Source organism: Paraburkholderia madseniana (genome assembly GCF_009690905.1).
GTDB classification, from domain to species: Bacteria; Pseudomonadota; Gammaproteobacteria; order Burkholderiales; family Burkholderiaceae; genus Paraburkholderia; species Paraburkholderia madseniana.
Genome location: NZ_VOSW01000045.1, coordinates 1 through 15655, shown reverse-complemented (window position 1 = coordinate 15655; position 15655 = coordinate 1). Strand labels below are relative to the sequence as shown.

14 protein-coding genes and 1 pseudogene are annotated in these 15655 nt (G+C 61.7%); 5 read left to right on the top strand and 10 right to left on the bottom strand.

Annotation, left to right across the window (positions count from 1 at the left end; all coding sequences use genetic code 11):
• Positions 1–12: 12 nt before the first annotated feature.
• A pseudogene (locus FSO04_RS23155) lies at positions 13–1077 on the top strand (zinc-binding metallopeptidase family protein); the annotation flags it as partial.
• 385 nt (positions 1078–1462) lie between these two features.
• Here the strand turns inward: FSO04_RS23155 and FSO04_RS23150 are convergent.
• The 3 genes from FSO04_RS23150 to phaP form a co-directional block, all read right to left on the bottom strand.
• On the bottom strand, positions 1463–2737 hold the full coding sequence (locus FSO04_RS23150) for a DUF3443 domain-containing protein (protein ID WP_154562847.1): 1275 nt from the start codon (positions 2735–2737) through the stop codon (positions 1463–1465).
• An 11-nt stretch (positions 2738–2748) separates the two neighbouring features.
• The gene (locus tag FSO04_RS23145; protein WP_154562932.1) at positions 2749–3198 is read right to left on the bottom strand and encodes a DUF2844 domain-containing protein; all 450 of its coding nucleotides are present in this window, start codon (positions 3196–3198) and stop codon (positions 2749–2751) included.
• Between the two features lie 616 nt (positions 3199–3814).
• A complete protein-coding gene (phaP, locus tag FSO04_RS23140) occupies positions 3815–4243 on the bottom strand; it encodes a phasin family protein (RefSeq protein ID WP_154562845.1) in 429 nt (142 codons plus the stop codon).
• A gap of 355 nt (positions 4244–4598) precedes the next feature.
• Between phaP and FSO04_RS23135 the strand changes: the two genes are divergently transcribed.
• Together FSO04_RS23135 and FSO04_RS23130 are read left to right on the top strand one after the other, a co-directional pair.
• Positions 4599–5045, top strand: coding sequence for a hypothetical protein (locus tag FSO04_RS23135; RefSeq protein ID WP_154562843.1), 447 nt, complete (start codon positions 4599–4601; stop codon positions 5043–5045).
• A 592-nt stretch (positions 5046–5637) separates the two neighbouring features.
• Entirely contained in the window at positions 5638–6408 is a 771-nt protein-coding gene (locus FSO04_RS23130; RefSeq protein ID WP_154562841.1) for a DUF4410 domain-containing protein, read from the top strand.
• A 13-nt stretch (positions 6409–6421) separates the two neighbouring features.
• On the opposite strand, the gene FSO04_RS23125 is transcribed toward FSO04_RS23130, so the two are convergent.
• The 3 genes from FSO04_RS23125 to FSO04_RS23115 all read right to left on the bottom strand — a co-directional run bounded on the left by FSO04_RS23125 (position 6422) and on the right by FSO04_RS23115 (position 9335).
• Complete coding sequence (locus tag FSO04_RS23125) at positions 6422–7738, bottom strand: sensor histidine kinase (RefSeq protein WP_325063534.1); 1317 nt, start codon at positions 7736–7738, stop codon at positions 6422–6424.
• Between the two features lie 63 nt (positions 7739–7801).
• Complete coding sequence (locus FSO04_RS23120; protein ID WP_154562837.1) at positions 7802–8497, bottom strand: response regulator transcription factor; 696 nt, start codon at positions 8495–8497, stop codon at positions 7802–7804.
• A gap of 10 nt (positions 8498–8507) precedes the next feature.
• Entirely contained in the window at positions 8508–9335 is an 828-nt protein-coding gene (locus FSO04_RS23115; protein WP_168435800.1) for a MipA/OmpV family protein, read from the bottom strand.
• A 222-nt stretch (positions 9336–9557) separates the two neighbouring features.
• Between FSO04_RS23115 and FSO04_RS23110 the strand changes: the two genes are divergently transcribed.
• A complete protein-coding gene (locus FSO04_RS23110) occupies positions 9558–9899 on the top strand; it encodes a hypothetical protein (protein WP_154562835.1) in 342 nt (113 codons plus the stop codon).
• A 63-nt stretch (positions 9900–9962) separates the two neighbouring features.
• Here FSO04_RS23110 and FSO04_RS23105 read toward each other — a convergent pair whose 3' ends face one another.
• On the bottom strand, positions 9963–10940 hold the full coding sequence (locus tag FSO04_RS23105) for a zinc-binding dehydrogenase (protein WP_168435799.1): 978 nt from the start codon (positions 10938–10940) through the stop codon (positions 9963–9965).
• 152 nt (positions 10941–11092) lie between these two features.
• On the bottom strand, positions 11093–11683 hold the full coding sequence (locus FSO04_RS23100) for a TetR/AcrR family transcriptional regulator (RefSeq protein ID WP_154562833.1): 591 nt from the start codon (positions 11681–11683) through the stop codon (positions 11093–11095).
• Positions 11684–11844: 161 nt separating this feature from the next.
• Here FSO04_RS23100 and FSO04_RS23095 point away from each other — a divergent pair, with 161 nt between their 5' ends.
• Positions 11845–14325 (top strand): phospholipase D-like domain-containing protein, encoded by a 2481-nt coding sequence (locus tag FSO04_RS23095; RefSeq protein ID WP_154562831.1) that lies wholly within the window; start codon positions 11845–11847, stop codon positions 14323–14325.
• 265 nt (positions 14326–14590) lie between these two features.
• Here the strand turns inward: FSO04_RS23095 and FSO04_RS23090 are convergent, their stop codons facing one another.
• Together FSO04_RS23090 and FSO04_RS47240 are read right to left on the bottom strand one after the other, a co-directional pair.
• Positions 14591–15301, bottom strand: coding sequence for a hypothetical protein (locus FSO04_RS23090; protein ID WP_154562829.1), 711 nt, complete (start codon positions 15299–15301; stop codon positions 14591–14593).
• A 151-nt stretch (positions 15302–15452) separates the two neighbouring features.
• A partial coding sequence (locus FSO04_RS47240; RefSeq protein ID WP_206753080.1) for a hypothetical protein occupies positions 15453–15655 on the bottom strand: 203 nt, incomplete at its 5' end.

Here is a 15655-nt window from a genome sequence, read left to right as displayed (position 1 = left end):
CAGGCCCGATCGATGAAAACCTTCCACTGCAATCGCTGCTCGCACCTTGTGTTCTATGAAAACGTTCGTTGCGAACGGTGCGAGGCATTGCTCGGATATGTGCCTGAACTGGCCGAAATCAGCGCCTTCGAAGACGCCGGCGAAGGCCGCTGGCGCAGTCTGCATCCGCGTGGCGAGGGTGCGCTGTTCCGGCAGTGCCACAACTACGCGGTCGAAAATGTCTGCAACTGGATGATCCCCGCCGACTCGCCCGACACGCTGTGCCGCGCCTGTCAGCTTACGCGCACGATCCCGAATCTGAGCGCGCCGGACAACCGGCTCTACTGGTACCGGCTGGAGATGGCGAAGCGGCGTCTGCTGTACACGCTGGCCGCGCTCGGCCTCGACGTGCTCTCGCGCAAGGACGATCCCGAATACGGGCTGGCATTCGAATTCCTCGAGGACGGCGACGACGGTGAGCGCGTCATGACCGGCCACGACAACGGCCTGATCACGCTGAACATTGCCGAAGCCGAAGACGCTTACCGCGAAAAGGTGCGCAGCGCGATGGGCGAGCCCTACCGCACGCTCCTCGGGCACTTCCGCCATGAGACGGGCCACTACTATTTCAGCCAACTGGTCGAGAACGACCCGCGCTGGCTCAAGCCCTACCGCAAGCTATTCGGCGACGAGCGCGCCGACTACGGCGAAGCGCTGACGGCTTACTACCGCGACGGTGCACCGAAGGACTGGCAGGCCTCGTATATCAGCGCCTACGCGACGATGCATCCCTGGGAAGACTGGGCCGAGACGTGGGCGCACTACATGCTGATCGTCGACGTGCTGGATACGTCGACGTCGTACGGCCTCGCCTTGTTGCCCGACGACCCGAGCGAGCCGACGCTGACCGACCGCACGCCCGTCGAAGACGCGAGCTTCGAGAATCTGATGAAACGCTGGTTTCCACTCACGTATGCGTTGAACAGCCTGAACCGCAGTCTCGGCATGCCCGACGGGTATCCGTTCACGCTGGCCTCGCCGGTGGTGGATAAGCTGCGGTTCGTGCATCGGGTGATTGCGGCAGCCGGCGATAGAACGCAACCGCGCGAAGCGGCGAAGCCGGTGCGTAAAGCCGGAACGGGGCAGGCGCCTTTAAAGACGGCGCAGGCTGGCGCGTTGCAACCGGTGGCGGCACAACCGGTCGCGCAGCCGGTGCCACTGGCTGCGCCACAACCGGTCGCACAACCCGTCATGTCACAAGAACCCGTGCAGGCACCTGTCATGGAGACAGCCGCGTCGTCAGCGCCGCGGTTGCAATCCGGACCCGCCGCCGCCAAAGCAGCACCCGCCAAGCGGGCCGCACGCCGGCGTTAGTCCAATTGCAATAACCGCACATGGAACGCTTCGAGAACCCATAAAAAAGCCCGCTGCCGAATCAACCGGCAGCGGGATTTTTTTCATCGGAGCCAAACCTGGCGATCGCTCAATACGCGACGTAAGGCCCCGTACCGCCAGGCGTCGTCTGCTGCTCGACGGCGGCGTACACGTTACGCCCGTAGAAGAACGGCAGGCCCCAGTCGAAAATCGACGACGTCACAAAGGCCGGACCAGCCAGCAGCGGCAACGCTGAATCGCCGCTGTAGGTATGCGAGATCGTCGTGGCATTGCCGACGCTGAAGTTCACCGCGCTCGTCGTGCCGTTCACGCCCTGGATCATTGCACTCAACGATTGGGTCGACACCGGGCAGTAGTACGCGCTATTGGGGCTCGCGCATGTCGGCAACGCACTGGTCTGGAAGAACAGACCCGTCGAGCCGCTGTCCAGAATACTGCTCGAATACGTCGTGCCGTTCTGCACCGTCGTAAAGGTGCCGTTCGACGCACTCACGCCGATCACCTGCGCGCTGCCCAGCGCATTATTGGTCTGCGTGCCGATGCCGAACACCAGTTGCCCGCTGACCGACTGCGCGCCGCCCGACACCGTCGGCAGACTCAACATCGAACCGTTGTTGTCGGTCGCGAAGTACGGAATCGGGTTGGCGACCTGCAGCGCTTCAGCAAGCGGAATCGACGTGCAGGTCGTGCCGCTGCAGCCGTAATACGTGCCGGCCACCGCCTGTTGCACACAGTTCGCGCCACAGTCGTGCTTGAACACGCCGATGCCCAGGATGCCGTTAGCCTGCAACGTGCCCGGCGTGTTGCGCGACGCGCCGACGCTCGCGCAATCGGACGGCACCGAAGCGTAGTTCGGGTCGATCACCTGGATCGGCAGCGAGGCCGCTTTTTCACCGGCGATCTGCAGGTCCGCGAGCTTCACCGAACCCCACGTGTAGCCGTCGAAGAACTGCATGCATTCGGCAACCAGATGGCCCGAGGCGTCCTTCTGTTGCGGCAGCGCCATCGAGGCCGGCAATTGCGAAGCGAACACGCGCACGCCCCACGAACCGGTATCCACCAGGATGTGATCGATGGTTTGACACTGGCTGGTGCCGGGCGCGCAAATCGTGATGCTGACGAACGGCATGTTCGGCACGTTGCTCACGCCGGAGTCGACCGTCACGCGCACCGCGTTGGCGGCCACCACTTGCGGCGAAGGCGAGGTATTCGTGACGGTGGGACCGGCCGAAAGGCTCGTCGTGCCGGAGCTCGATGAGGAGCTGGAACCGCCGGAGCCACCGCCCCCGCCGCCGCAGGCACTGACGAGCAACGCGAGCAGCGTCGCGCACAACAAGGTAACGAACGAAGACGTATGACGCATGATTCGCTCCGTTATTGAATGACGCCGACATCGACGCCCGCAGGCACCACTTGCGGCAGATAGGCGTAGCCGGCAAACGCGCGCAGGTGCCCGCCGGAGAACACAACCAGATCGCTGCCGGACACCGCGAGCGGCGTGCCACGCCGGGTTGCGGTGGCGGCGACGTATTGGTCGAACGACGCGCCCAGCATGGTTTTCAGATCGGGCAGCGTCGGGCCCTGCCACGCGACACCGAAGACGATGCCGTTGGGCGCAACGTATTCGCGCACCAGCGTGCCGGACGGCATCGTCACCAGGTGCACCGAATACGCGCTTTGCGTGGTGACCGTATGAGCCACTGCGTGAAGGCTCGTCTGATCGCTGTCGACAGAACTGGCGTTCTGGCCGAGCGTGGCGTGCGCGGCAAACGACAGCGCGCAGCCTGCCCCGAGCATTGCGCGAGCAATGCTTGTAGAAAGCATCGGTTTCAAGAGATTTCCTTCGAGGTGAAACGTCGTGGCCGGCGGGTGAGCCGATCACGAACGGGGAATCCAGGGACGCACTCCTGACCGGCGGTGCCGGTTCTGCATTCACACCGGTTGGGTTGCGTGAATGCGTCTACGGAGTGGCAGCGCGAAACTTTAGCGATCGCGCAAGGGCACAGCAATCGTTTGCGGGACGATTTAAACCTTCTGCATGCTCGACGTCGTTTGAACCTGTTTGATATTTGAGGACAGGATCACCAAGGGGCGTCGCTTGAGCGCAGATTTTGCCGACACGCCCTGTTTAAAGCGAACACACGTATTAAATAACGGGGCCACAGCAGAAAAAAATCAATGCGTGTCGCATGTTGCGAGTAATGTAAGCGTTCGCTGAAAAATTCGCGTTGATCGGCCTATTTCATCTGATTATTGCGGCACGTGCGGACTGCTTTTGTGTGAAGAGAAAACCGCGTATGAGCGCGCTCCGAGGCGGCAAAAAAAATGCCGCGGACAACCTGGTGGTCATTCGCGGCATCGGGTCTTCATTGCTAATTCATTGCGAGTTCTGCAAGCCGCGCCGGGTTCGAATCGAGCGATTCGAACCCGGCAGCGTCCGTTACTTTTTCTGCTGTTGTTGCAAGAGCGATTTAAGCTCCTGCACATTTTCTTCTACGCGTTTTGCGATCACCGCATACGACTCAGCCTGCGTCTGATACGCGGCTTGCGCCAACTGCTGCATGTCGGCGAGCGACTTATGCAGGCTTTGCTGGATCAGTTCGGCGGCTTTCGCCGGAGGCGCGGCGCCGCCGGCCGACAATTGCCCGGTGAGCGACTGCAATTCGCCCAACGTGGTACGCAGCATCTCGGTCTGTTTCTGCGCAAGTGACTGCATGCCCTGGAATGCCGTCTGATTCGCCTGAACCAGTGCTTCCACGTCCTTGCGTCGCGCTTCCATGATGGCGGGTACGTCGAAGCCGGGAAGCTTGAACTGCTCCAGCATTTTGGTGAAATCGCCAAACGGATTGGCGGCGTCAGGTTGGCTCATGCGAAATCCTCCTTAACGATTGAATACTCGCCCGCAGTGCATCGCCGCGATGGGTTTCTCCGGCATAGGCACCAGTGGCGTCGCGTGCGCCGAGCCTCCCGCAAAAGGCGTGCTGCTTCTGGGGTCGGACGGCACAGTGCGTCAATCATGCGCCATCCGGTTGCATTGCGCCAGCGGGCACACCCTGGCGTCGAGCGTCTCTTTGCCGGAACGTTTTGCGGCTTCGGCCACGAAGCATGCAAGGTCCGGTAAGTTACAGGATAGCTTCAGTAACCCGACGAAACGGCATGTCGACTATCGTTTCCGATGTGCTGGCGCACCGTTGCGCCGGTGCTGTCTCAATGGGAGCGACATTATGAAAAAAGGATTGCTGTGCGCGGCACTGGCCGCCGTTCTGACCGTGGCCGCCACCGGCGCGCTGGCACAGGAAGCGGCAGCGTCGCCGCCCGCTTCGGCCCCCGCGCACGGCGAGCCGCATCACGGCGACGGGCCACCTTCGCCGCACGGGCCGATGGGTCCGGGTTTCGCGGTGGTCAACGACCTGGAACAGTTGCGCCGCCTGTACGCAATGAGCGGGCGTGAAGGCGAGATCGTCGCCGTGTATCACGAGGTGTTGAACAAGACGCAAGATCCGATGCTGCGCCACTACGTGTACGACTCGCTGGCCCGCGAGCAGTTGAAGCCGGCCAATACCGACCAGGCCATCGCTACGCTGCGCACCAGTCTGTCGGAAGATCTCGTGGCGACGAACAGGCCGCAGCGTGGCATGCCGGCAGAGGTGCAACCGCCTGCTCCGCAATAAAGCGCGGACTCGATCATCACGCAGTCGAACGGCCGGTAATTCCAACCCGAAGCGAGGGACACGGCAATTCGTCCCGATACAAAATCGGCTGGAAGCGCTCCCGTCGAAAAGCAACGCAGCCGTTCGGCGCGCTGCGTTAGCTTTCGCACATAGCCGCCTCACTGACCACTTTTCATCTTCCCTCAGGTGATTAGGATGAGAGCACCGCAACGCTAGTGCCTGGTGAACAATGCGCTATCCGCTCAATATGGCAGTCGCCGCCGCCCTGCTCGTCTTCGTTCTGTGCTGCATCGTCAAACTTGCCTTGAGTTGACACCCTGCCGTCGCTTTCACCCCATGCCAAACCCGCCCCGCGGCTGCATGTTTCGCCGTGACATTGCGCGAAATAATTGTTGAATGGAGTTCGGGAAGTGACTCGCCCATACTTCGTTTCGCTGCCGGTGCGTACGAAAAAAGACGCATGAGATCAAGGGTGCTTTGCGTGAAAACGCGTGTGCGAATGCGACCCCGATGATCAACGATCCCACGGTTGCCCGATCATCGGAAGATGCGTTCGAAGCTAACGGCACCGCGTGCCGACGACAGGATAAACATGTTGAATTCAGTGAGTTTCCTCAAAAAGAATGCCGCCCGTTTTGCATGCGTTGCAATGGTCTGCGGCAGCGCGCTCCTGACCGGTTGCGCCGGCGGCAGCATCAACAACGCGACCCAGACCAGCGCACAGCCGCAAGTGCGCCCGGACAATATTTATGTCTACACCTTCGACAGCAATCCGGATCAGGTCAAACTGGACAACGGCGGCATGCTGAAGAAATTGAAGTCGCAACTCGACGGCTCGTCCGCCGAGGAAAAGCAATCGGCCGATGCGATTGCCGTGCGTGAGCAGGTGGCCAACGAAATCGTGCATCAATTGCAATCGATGGGGCTGCGCGCGATTCGCTCGGACATCCCCGCCCCCGCCGACCAGAACGTCCTGCTCGTGCAAGGCAGCTTCGACAAGATCGACGCGGGTAATCGCCGCCGCCGCGTGCTGATTGGACTCGGCGCCGGCAAGAGCCAGGTGAGCAGCTCCGTGCAGATTCTCTACAAACCGGCGGGCGGCACCGCGCGGCTGGTGCAAAGTTTCAATGCCACCGGCGACAGCGGCAAAGCACCCGGCATGGTCGAAACGGCCGGCGTGGGCGCCGCAGCCGGAAGCATCGCGACCTCGGCAGCCGTGGGCGGCGGTTTGCACGCCATGTCCGAAACCAAGAAGGCCGGTGTTTCGGCGGATGCAAAGCGCCTCGCCGACGCGGTGGCAAAACAGGTGGCGCAGATCGGTGTAAGCGGCGGCTGGCTCTCGACGGAGCACGTCAAGGGATAAGTAATCCGCAGCGCTACGAAAACCACACCGCGAAGCGCGTGCCCGATACCAGACTGCTCACGGTCAAGCGCCATTCGTGAGCCGTGGCGATCTCCTTGCAGATCGCGAGGCCGAGCCCGGCGCCCTCATGCCGGGCATCCGGCGCGCGCCAGAACCGCTTGAAGAGAAACGGCAGATACTCCTGCCTGATGCCCGGCCCTTCGTCCTGAACCTGCACTGAGACGGCATCGACGATCAGCACGACCGTGCCATGCGCCGGCGAGGCGTTGATCGCGTTTTCAACGATGTTCTTGAGCAGAATGAACAACGCGCTTCGGTCGGCCCAGATCGACGACGGCGCGACCGTGGTTTCGAGCCGGAGCGTCACCTCCCTGCGGTCGGCTTTGCGCGCAAGATAAGCCACCACGTCCTGCACCACGTCGACGATATTCACCTCACCGAAGCTGAAGTTCTGCGACTCGCTGACTTCGGCGAGATGCAACAGTTGTCGAACCTGACGCGCCATCAGATCGATTTCGCGAAACAGCAGGTCCTTGTCGTCGATCCCGGGTTGCAGTTCGATCTGGCCGCGGATCAAGGTGAGCGGTGTCTGCAACTCGTGCGCGGCTGACGCGAGAAACTGCTGCTGCACGGCGAAGCCTTTTTCGAGTCTATCGAGTGTTTCGTTGAAGGCATGGATCAACGGTTTGATTTCACTCGGAATGCCCGTGGTGGAAAGCCGCGTGGTGAGGTTGCGCGGCGTGATGCGCGCAGCCGCGCGCGATGCCTCTCTAAGCGGCTTGAGCACCCGATGCACGGTGAAGGGCAAAGACAGGCCAAAAATGATCGTGGCAACGAGAACGATCGTCTTGATGATCGCCGGCATCGGCTTGATCTTGGCGTCGATAATCGCGTTGACGAAGCGCTCCGACGTCGCGGTCTGGGTATAGAAAACCGCCGAACCATGCGGAACCCGTAGCGTCAGGATTTCGAACGGCTTCGCCCCAATCTCCACGCGCTGAACATTCCCGACAGCCCCGGATAGATCGCCGGCAATCCATGCTTCACGCCCCTCGGCGCCGTTCGAAGCCAGCAACACGTTGCCGCGTTCGTCGAGTACCCGGTACTTCAGTTCCGTCGGCGCCACCTCGAAAAGCCAGGCCTTCTCCGAAGGAAGCGCCACGGAAACCAGACGGCCGGTACCGTCGAACCGGAGTCCACTCGCAATCGCCGTGGCGCTTTCCATTTCCTCATGCAACCCGAGCATCTGCTGAGGGAAGTGACTGAACGCATAGGTAGCGGCCGTCGCCAGCACGGTCAGGCTGATCGCGAGTGCAACAATGCTGGTCACCCAAAGCCGCGCGGATAAACTGCGAATCCAGTGATTGAACATGGTGAGCAATGGGCCGTTGATTTAGTGCTGTCCGGCGGACCCGGCGGCAACCTGGAGCGCGAAGCCCGCACCGCGAATATTGGCGAGCCGCGTCGTCGCGCCGAGCGCGCTCAGCTTTTTACGCAGACGATGCAGCGTAACTTCGAGCGCATTGGGCGTGACGGCTTCGCCGAGTCCCCACGCGGCATGTTCGAGCGCCGCGTGCCGGACGGTGGCGCCCGCCGCCTTCACGAGGCACAGCACGATCTGCAACTCGGCAGGCGCCAGCAGAACAGACTGCGCGCCGCAGCGCATGGCGCGTTGCTGCGGATCGACCGTGAGGTCGCCGAACGAAATCACCAGATCCGTCAGCGCCACCGGCCGGCGCATCAGCGTACGCACCCGCGCGACCAGTTCACTCATCGCGAAGGGCTTGGTCACGTAGTCGTCCGCGCCGTTTTCCAGTCCGTCGACGCGGTCATGCAGCGCGTCGCGCGCCGTCAGCATGAGCGACGGCGTCATCTGCCCTGCCGCGCGCAATGTCCGCAGAAAAGTCAGGCCGTCGCCATCCGGCAAACCGCGATCGATGATGAGCATCGCGTAGTCGGCCCGGCTCACGCCATACTGCGCCTCCGAAATGGTGCCGAACACATCGGTCTCGATGCCCGCAGCGGAAAGCGCCTGACGGATCATGCCGGCGAGGCGCTCGTGGTCTTCGATCAGTGCGACACGCGACATGCGCTGGTGCTCAGTTGAATTCGTAAAGGTAGCCGATCCTGGCTTGCGGAATATAGCGCTTGCCCACCAGCGGACTGTCGGTAATACCGCTGCCAAGGTGCTCGACGCCGACGTCGAGGATCAGGATCTGATGGCGCGTGAACTTGTAGTCGATACGCGTCCCGACCGAGATGTCGTAGGTCGCCTTGCCGGTATATTCCGGGCGCCCGGCGCGCACTTCGGATGAGCGCACACCGTAATAGTAATCGACATATTTGTGGCTCAACCAATCCACGCCGGCGTGCGGTTCGAAGTCGAATTTCCCGTACTCGAAGGACTTGCTGAAATCGATCGTGGCTTTCTGGCCCTTGTTGCCGCCTTCCAGAAAATCGCCCGAGAGCGTGCCGTATGCGGTGTGCCATGCAAGCGCCGGGCCGTACCAGAACGCACCGTTGCGGTTCTGCATACCGTTCAGAATCGGCGCATCTGACGCCTTGTAGCCGTCGCCGAGGGCGTACTGTCCACGCAAGGCGAGGCTCACGTTGCTCCACTTGCCGATCTTCAGATCGACAGCCGTACCGAAGACATGCACCCATTTGTTGTCGAACGAGATTAGCGGAATCGGCGTGAATTTCGTGCCATAGCCTTTGTAGGGCGCCTGCTCGATGCCCGCGCCCACGCCCAGGCCCCAATGTGTCACGTTCGTGGAATTGTTCAGCACGGTGAAGCCTGTGTCGTCCGCTGTGGGCGGTTCAGGGCTCAGGCCGTCGGCCAAAGCCGCGCCCGAATACGCGCAGAACGATGCGAACGATGCGATAGCCAGTAACAACCTGCGCTCACGGCGAAGAGTTTTTTTCACGTCGAGTCCTGAGTGGATGGATGAGGCAGCATCGACTCTAGAACCACTGGACTTACTCGTTACTTACTCGAAACGGCGGGAACAGGCGTATTGGGGCACAGCGCACGGGATAGGGAACGATCGCGGCAGCAGATGCCTCGGCAAGGCCCGCCGGCCGTAAGTATCAGGTAAGTCACGCGAGTTCAGCATCGAGACCGCTATCCGATCGCGGGATCTCACTCGATGAAACTCACCAATGCAACCGCACTGCGCGCAAACGCCGTGCTCTTTTGCCTCTCGACGTGCGTCGCCATCATTCCGAGCCTGATCCTTTCAGTGCTGTTCGGCCTGTTCGACGACAACGCGCCCTTGCTGCCCTACCACGTGGCCACGATCGGACTGACTCTGGTCGTCATGCTTTCGTTGAGATGGGCCGCACGCCGCGCGTTCGACGCAGCTTTAGCGGCACACCAGGTCAGATTGCTCGACGAGCCCGCCGACCAGGCATCGATCGACGCATATTGCGCGCGTGCGTGGCTCGTCCAGTTGCATGTGGAACTGCAGGGACGTCACTGCATCGATTGATGGCATCAGCGTGACACTGCACGGCGCACACTTGTGCGCGATGCAGCGACACGCCTTCGCTCGTTAGAACCGCAACAGCACCTTGCCCTTGCGCGCGCTCTTCCCGCTCACCGCTGCCGCTTGCGCCACGTCCTCGACATCGAAGACGGCTTCGACCGGCAGCTTCAACTCGCCCGACGCGGCGAGCCTTAGCAATTCGCCGATCATTCGCGCTTTATCCGCGCCCGAAGTGACCTCGAAAATCTTGCTCGCCCAGAAACCCTTGACGGTCGCCTGCTTGAAGATCGCATCGCCGGAGCTGAGGCGCATCGGCTCATTGGACATCGCGCCGAACGACACCAGGGTGCCGTTTTCGCCAAGCAGACCGAAGATGTCACCGCTGGCGTCGCCTCCCACGGAATCGACACCCGCCATAATCGGTGCATCGCCGACGATGTCGCGAACCCGCTTCTTCCAGCCGTCGCTTTCGGTCGACACTGCATTGCCGATGCCGACCTCGGCCAATTCCGCAATGCCCGCCTCGCGCCGGACCAGATTGACCCCATTGATGCCGCGCGCGTTGGCCAGCATCGCCAGAGTCTTGCCGACCGCACCGTTCGCCGTGTTCTGGATGAACCACTGACCGGGTTCGAGGTGCAGATATTCGAGCAACATGACCGCGCTCAACGGCATGGCGATCAGTTGGCAACCTGTTTCGTCGCTGATCGCGTCGGGCAGCGGGACCACCACTGCCGCCGGCGCCAGAACGCAATCGGCCCAGCCCTCGTAGATGCCGGCCACCACTACGCGTTGACCGGGCTTCAGGTGTTCGACACCTTCGCCGATCGCGTCGATCACGCCGGCAACTTCAGTGCCACCCACGGCCGGCAGTTTCGGCTTGTAGCCGTATTGACCGCGAATCGTCCAGAGGTCGTGATTGTGAATCGGCGACAAGGTCGATTTGATGCGCACCTGCCCCGCGCCGGGATTCGGCGTAGGACGTTCCGCGACCTGCAGCACGTCGGCGGGATTGCCGAAAGAGGAATAGATAACGCTACGCACAGTCTGTCTCCTGAAATGTGCAACGATGAGGACTCCGTTCTGCGCGGAGTGAGGGGTTCTGCGAGTGCTTCTCTGGGTGCTTCAGCAAATGGTTTTCTGAGTGCTTCTGTTCGACGAGTCTCATCAGTACCAAGACCTCAGCCGCAGCCATGTCATGCCGCGCGCAGGACGCTCTGTGTGACCGCCATGGCTTGCGCCATCGCGCTTCCATCCTGTCGCAGCTTGGTGATGAGCGCCGCGCCGAGCCACATGTGGTACAGGAGTTCGGCCGCCTCCCGAGCCCGGATCTCCGGCGAAAGCGAGCCGTCTGCCTGGCCTTCTTCGATCACAGAAGCAAGACGCACCATCAACCGGTCGACGCCGTCGCGCAGCACCACGCGCATCTCGTCGGACAGGTCGCCGACTTCCGCGCTCAGCTTCACCACCAGACATTTTTCGTCGCCGTCCTGATCGAGTTGCTCCTGCTGCCAGGCAGCCCAATAGCTCAGCAGCTTGTCCCGGCCGTTGACACCGGGCCGACCGAACAGCTCGTCGAGACGCGCCGCGTAGTCGGCAACGTATTGCTGCAGCAACTCGCTGCCGAACGATTCCTTCGAGCCGAAGTAGTGATAGAACGAGCCCTTCGGGATCTCGGCGGTCGTCAGAATCTCGTTCAGCCCGACCGCGACAAAGCCCTTGCGTGCGATCAGCGCGCGCCCGGCGTCGAGGATGTGCCGGCGAATGTGGGGATGGCTAGCTCTCATAGGAAGCGGATTATGGCCTCAATTAGACCAGTCGTCTAGAGCGCATTCTGGCGACTCGATCGTGGCCGCTTTGCGGGACGGACACACTGCTGTCATGCCCACGCCATAACAACGCGTCACCCTGAGCATGAGCTGTTCCGTCCTCACCCAGGAGACATGCCATGTTGACCGCCCGCGTTGGAATCGTGTCGCAATCCGCCGCCGTACCTTACACCGATGTCGTCCGTGTCGCGCAGGCACTCAACCTGCAGCTCAGCCGCGATCTCGCCCCGATCTGGAACGTGTCGGGCACCGTCGTCGCGCTCGAGTCCATCGACCATCTCGACCCAGGCGTCTGGCCGGTTTACGTGGTGGACGAAGTTCAAGCGGGGGCCGCCGGTTTTCACCTGACCGAGCACAACCAGCCGTTCGCGGTTGTCCTGGCCGGCAATACATGGTCGCTGTCGGCGAGTCACGAGATACTCGAAATGCTGGTCGATCCGGGCGGCAACCGCCTCACCGCGGCCAATGCGGTGACGATCGTCGACAACGAAGTGCAGGACGGTGACGGCAAAGTCGAATATCTGGTCGAGATATGCGATCCGCCCGAAGACGCAACCTGCGCCTATCTGATCGACGACGTGCTGGTCTCGGACTTCTACACGCCTAACTATTTCGACCCTGCCGGCACGTCTGGCGCACGCTACAGTTTCAGTGGCAAGATCACTCGGCCCCGTCAGGTGCTGCCTAATGGCTACCTCACCTGGTTCAACCCGCAGAACAACAAGTTGCAGCAGGTCAGGCATTTCGGCGCACCCGAAATTATCGATCTCGCATCCGGGCAACCCGGTGGCGGATCGCTGACGGGCGGACGGTCGCTGCGCAGCTTCGTCGACAGCCTCACGCAGTTGCCTCAGCCGCTCTCGCAATTGAAGGCCAGCGCGCCGGCGGTGGAACGGCGAGACGCGCGCCGCATGATATTCGCCAGTGCGTTGCCAACCGGCGCTGCCCTTTTCTCGGCGGCGCTCGCCCGCCTCAAGACGGACTCTGCCGACACCACCGGTTCAGCACGGGAAACCCCGGCGATCGATATCCGGACCATGCTCGACACGCACGCCGAGTCGTTCCGGCAAGAGGGCGTGCTCTCCGTGCGTAGCGGCTTGCAATGGCCGGCGCCTGGACGCGCTGTCATGCGTGCCATTGTCGTCACCGTGGTGGCGGACAGGCTCACAGCACTGCAAGCGGCGCTGCCGAAGCAGATCGACGGCGTACCCGTCGATGTACGCGCTGCCGACGCCATGGAATCGATGCAGGCGCTAGACCCCTCGCGATATTGCGCACTGGCTGAAGCTCGCCATGAACTGCGGCAGCCCGATTTCGCGGACCAGGTGTTTTTCGATAGACAAGGCAACGTACTCGCGAGTCCGCCTGCGCCGCTCCAGATGTTCCTCGCTGCCCGTGCGCGCAAAGAGGAGATTCCGTACACACCGGCGCCCGGCGCGAGTCTCGATGCGGTGACGGAACAGGTCTCTCTGGTACTGCACGTGAGTCCCGATGCCGGATGGGCGGAGCTATCGAATTTCATCGCCGGCGTTCGCGAAGAACTGGTGGTGGGAATGTACGACTTCACCTCCGAGCACATTCTCACCGCAGTCGAGTCCGCGTTTTCCGGAGGCCAGAAGCTGACGCTTACGCTCGACCATCCCGCGAAGAATCCCACGGCCGACCAGACCGACGAGCAAACCCAAGCCGATCTCTCGACCGCGCTCGGCGAGCGCTTCGCCGGCACCTGGGCGCTCACCAATGCCGACCCGAAAGCCCCTGTCCGGATCTATCCGAACGCGTATCACATCAAGGTCGCCGTGCGCGAAGACGATACCTTCTGGCTCTCTTCGGGCAACTGGAACAACAGCAACCAGCCGGAGATCGATCTCTCGGACGTGGCTGCCGCGCGCAAGCTTGCCGAGAAGAGCGATCGGGACTGGCATGTGATTGTCACGAGCAAGGCGTTGGCGAGCACGTTTCGCTCGTTCCTGCAGAACGACTATGCGGTCTCTCGCGACGCGATAACTCAAGCCAAGGCAATGGGGATGGATATTCCGGGAGCCGGGACCGCCGCTCTCGACGTTCCGATCGAAGCGTTTGCAGCCGGCAAAGCCCCGCGCCAGTTCTTCGCGCCCAGGACTTTGAGCGATACCGTACAAATCCAGCCGCTACTGACGCCCGATAACTATCAGCCGCATGTCCAGGCGCTCATCGAGTCCACCCAGCAGCGCTTCTACATGCAGACGCAATATATCCATCCGAGCGGACGCCCGGACGATGCACAACATGACGCGTTGATTACGGCGGTGAAGGCGCTCATCGACCGCAAACTCGACGTGCGTCTCATCACCAGTCAGTTCCAGAACGACGCATGGGTCGAAAAGCTGGTCGCGGCGGGCGTGCCGTCGTCGGTACTGCGCCGGCAGGCGAACGTTCACAACAAAGGAATCGTGGTCGACGGAAATGTCGTCATGGTCAGCAGTCAGAACTGGTCGGCGGACGGCACGCTGCGCAATCGCGATGCGGGGCTGATCATTCATAGCGCCGATGCCGCCGCCTATTTCGAGCAGATTTTCCTGCACGACTGGAATTATCTGGCTTCGCCGGTGGGGAGCTGAGGAGGCTGGCGAAGCTCGCCTGTCAGGTTCTGGAAACCTGCTCTGCAAAAACGGAAGCGGCACAACGTGCCAGGCGGATTCGTTGGGAAGCGGCTGGCGGTTCGACGTAATTTGTCCGTCACCTGCCAGCAATATGGCGATGTCATGATGATGCTTCGTACCCGCCCCGGCGGCTCGAGAACTTGCAGCCGGATGCGCTGCAGTCCGACACCGCCCGGGCGGGCACGCCTTCCTCCAAACCTTGCATCGCACCACGATGCCGGGTTTAGCCCTTCGCGGGACGCCCCGTCTTCACCGTCTCGAGCGACGACACCGCGGCCAGCAGGCGCTGCGGCGCAGCCGATTCCAGCATCATCAGGCCTGCTCGCAACAGCTCGCTCTTCTTCACCGGCACGCCGGCGTCGAGACACTTTTGCTTGAGAGACGCGATCATGTCGTAGTCCGATTTCGGCATCGTGAAGCTGTCGCGCACGACTTTCTCTTTCTTCGGCTGCTTGGCTTTCCTGGCTTCCGGAGCGCTGGCAGGCGCGGCTTCCGCAGTTGCGGAACGCTTCGGCTTGGCTGCTTTCTTGGTGGTTTGCGCCGCTTCGGTAGTGGCCGCGGGCTTGGCTTTGGCTGCTTTCTCGACGACAGGCTTTGCTTCCGCCGCTGCCGAGGGCTTCGCTTTAGCTGCCTTTTTGACGACAGGGGCCGCTTCCGCTGTTGCCGAGCGCTTCGCTTTGGCTGGTTTCTTGACGGCGGCCTTCGCTTCCGCAGTCGCCGCGCGCTTCACTTTTTTAGCGGCTTTCTTGACGACCGGCGTTGCTTCCGCGGCGGCCGCGCGCTTCGCTTTGGACGCCTTTTCGACGGCAGGTGCCGCTTCCGCCGGCTGGTCCGCCGCGACTACCGGCTCGGCGCCATCTACTGCGTGCTTGGACGAACTCTTGGGGAAGTGGAACGCCTTCTTGGTGTGCTCTTTCGTAACGGGTGTTGTCATGTGGTCTCTCCGTGTTGATAACCGTATAAACAGTATATACCGTTTATTTTGCTATCGGACACGGAGCGGCATAGGCTGCCGTTTCAGTAATCGACTTACATAACAAGGGAAATAAAACTGTTCCGTGCCGGAACACGGACAACGCCTTGCATCAACGTAAAGTCGAACGCTCCGGTAACCGCGGCACGATGCTGTTACGCAATTGCGCCGCGGCCAGGGTTTTACGGCCAGCCCTTTCAAGGTCTTTGCGCGGCAAACCTGGTAACCTGGCGACCTGTTCAAGGACGACGGGTACGAAGGGATGTTTGACGAGGTGATGAAGCGTTTCGAGCAGCAGGCACCGGTATGCGTGAT

What these genes read in the sequence shown, in the direction of transcription:
- FSO04_RS23100 (WP_154562833.1), bottom strand. Translation starts at nt 11,683, where the DNA reads ATGAGAGCTAGCCATCCCCACATTCGCCGGCACATCCTCGACGCCGGG.
- FSO04_RS23135 (WP_154562843.1), top strand. Translation starts at nt 4,599, where the DNA reads ATGAAAAAAGGATTGCTGTGCGCGGCACTGGCCGCCGTTCTGACCGTG.
- FSO04_RS23095 (WP_154562831.1), top strand. Translation starts at nt 11,845, where the DNA reads ATGTTGACCGCCCGCGTTGGAATCGTGTCGCAATCCGCCGCCGTACCT.
- FSO04_RS23145 (WP_154562932.1), bottom strand. Translation starts at nt 3,198, where the DNA reads ATGCTTTCTACAAGCATTGCTCGCGCAATGCTCGGGGCAGGCTGCGCG.
- FSO04_RS23130 (WP_154562841.1), top strand. Translation starts at nt 5,638, where the DNA reads ATGTTGAATTCAGTGAGTTTCCTCAAAAAGAATGCCGCCCGTTTTGCA.
- FSO04_RS23090 (WP_154562829.1), bottom strand. Translation starts at nt 15,301, where the DNA reads ATGACAACACCCGTTACGAAAGAGCACACCAAGAAGGCGTTCCACTTC.
- FSO04_RS23150 (WP_154562847.1), bottom strand. Translation starts at nt 2,737, where the DNA reads ATGCGTCATACGTCTTCGTTCGTTACCTTGTTGTGCGCGACGCTGCTC.
- phaP (WP_154562845.1), bottom strand. Translation starts at nt 4,243, where the DNA reads ATGAGCCAACCTGACGCCGCCAATCCGTTTGGCGATTTCACCAAAATG.
- FSO04_RS23120 (WP_154562837.1), bottom strand. Translation starts at nt 8,497, where the DNA reads ATGTCGCGTGTCGCACTGATCGAAGACCACGAGCGCCTCGCCGGCATG.
- FSO04_RS23110 (WP_154562835.1), top strand. Translation starts at nt 9,558, where the DNA reads ATGAAACTCACCAATGCAACCGCACTGCGCGCAAACGCCGTGCTCTTT.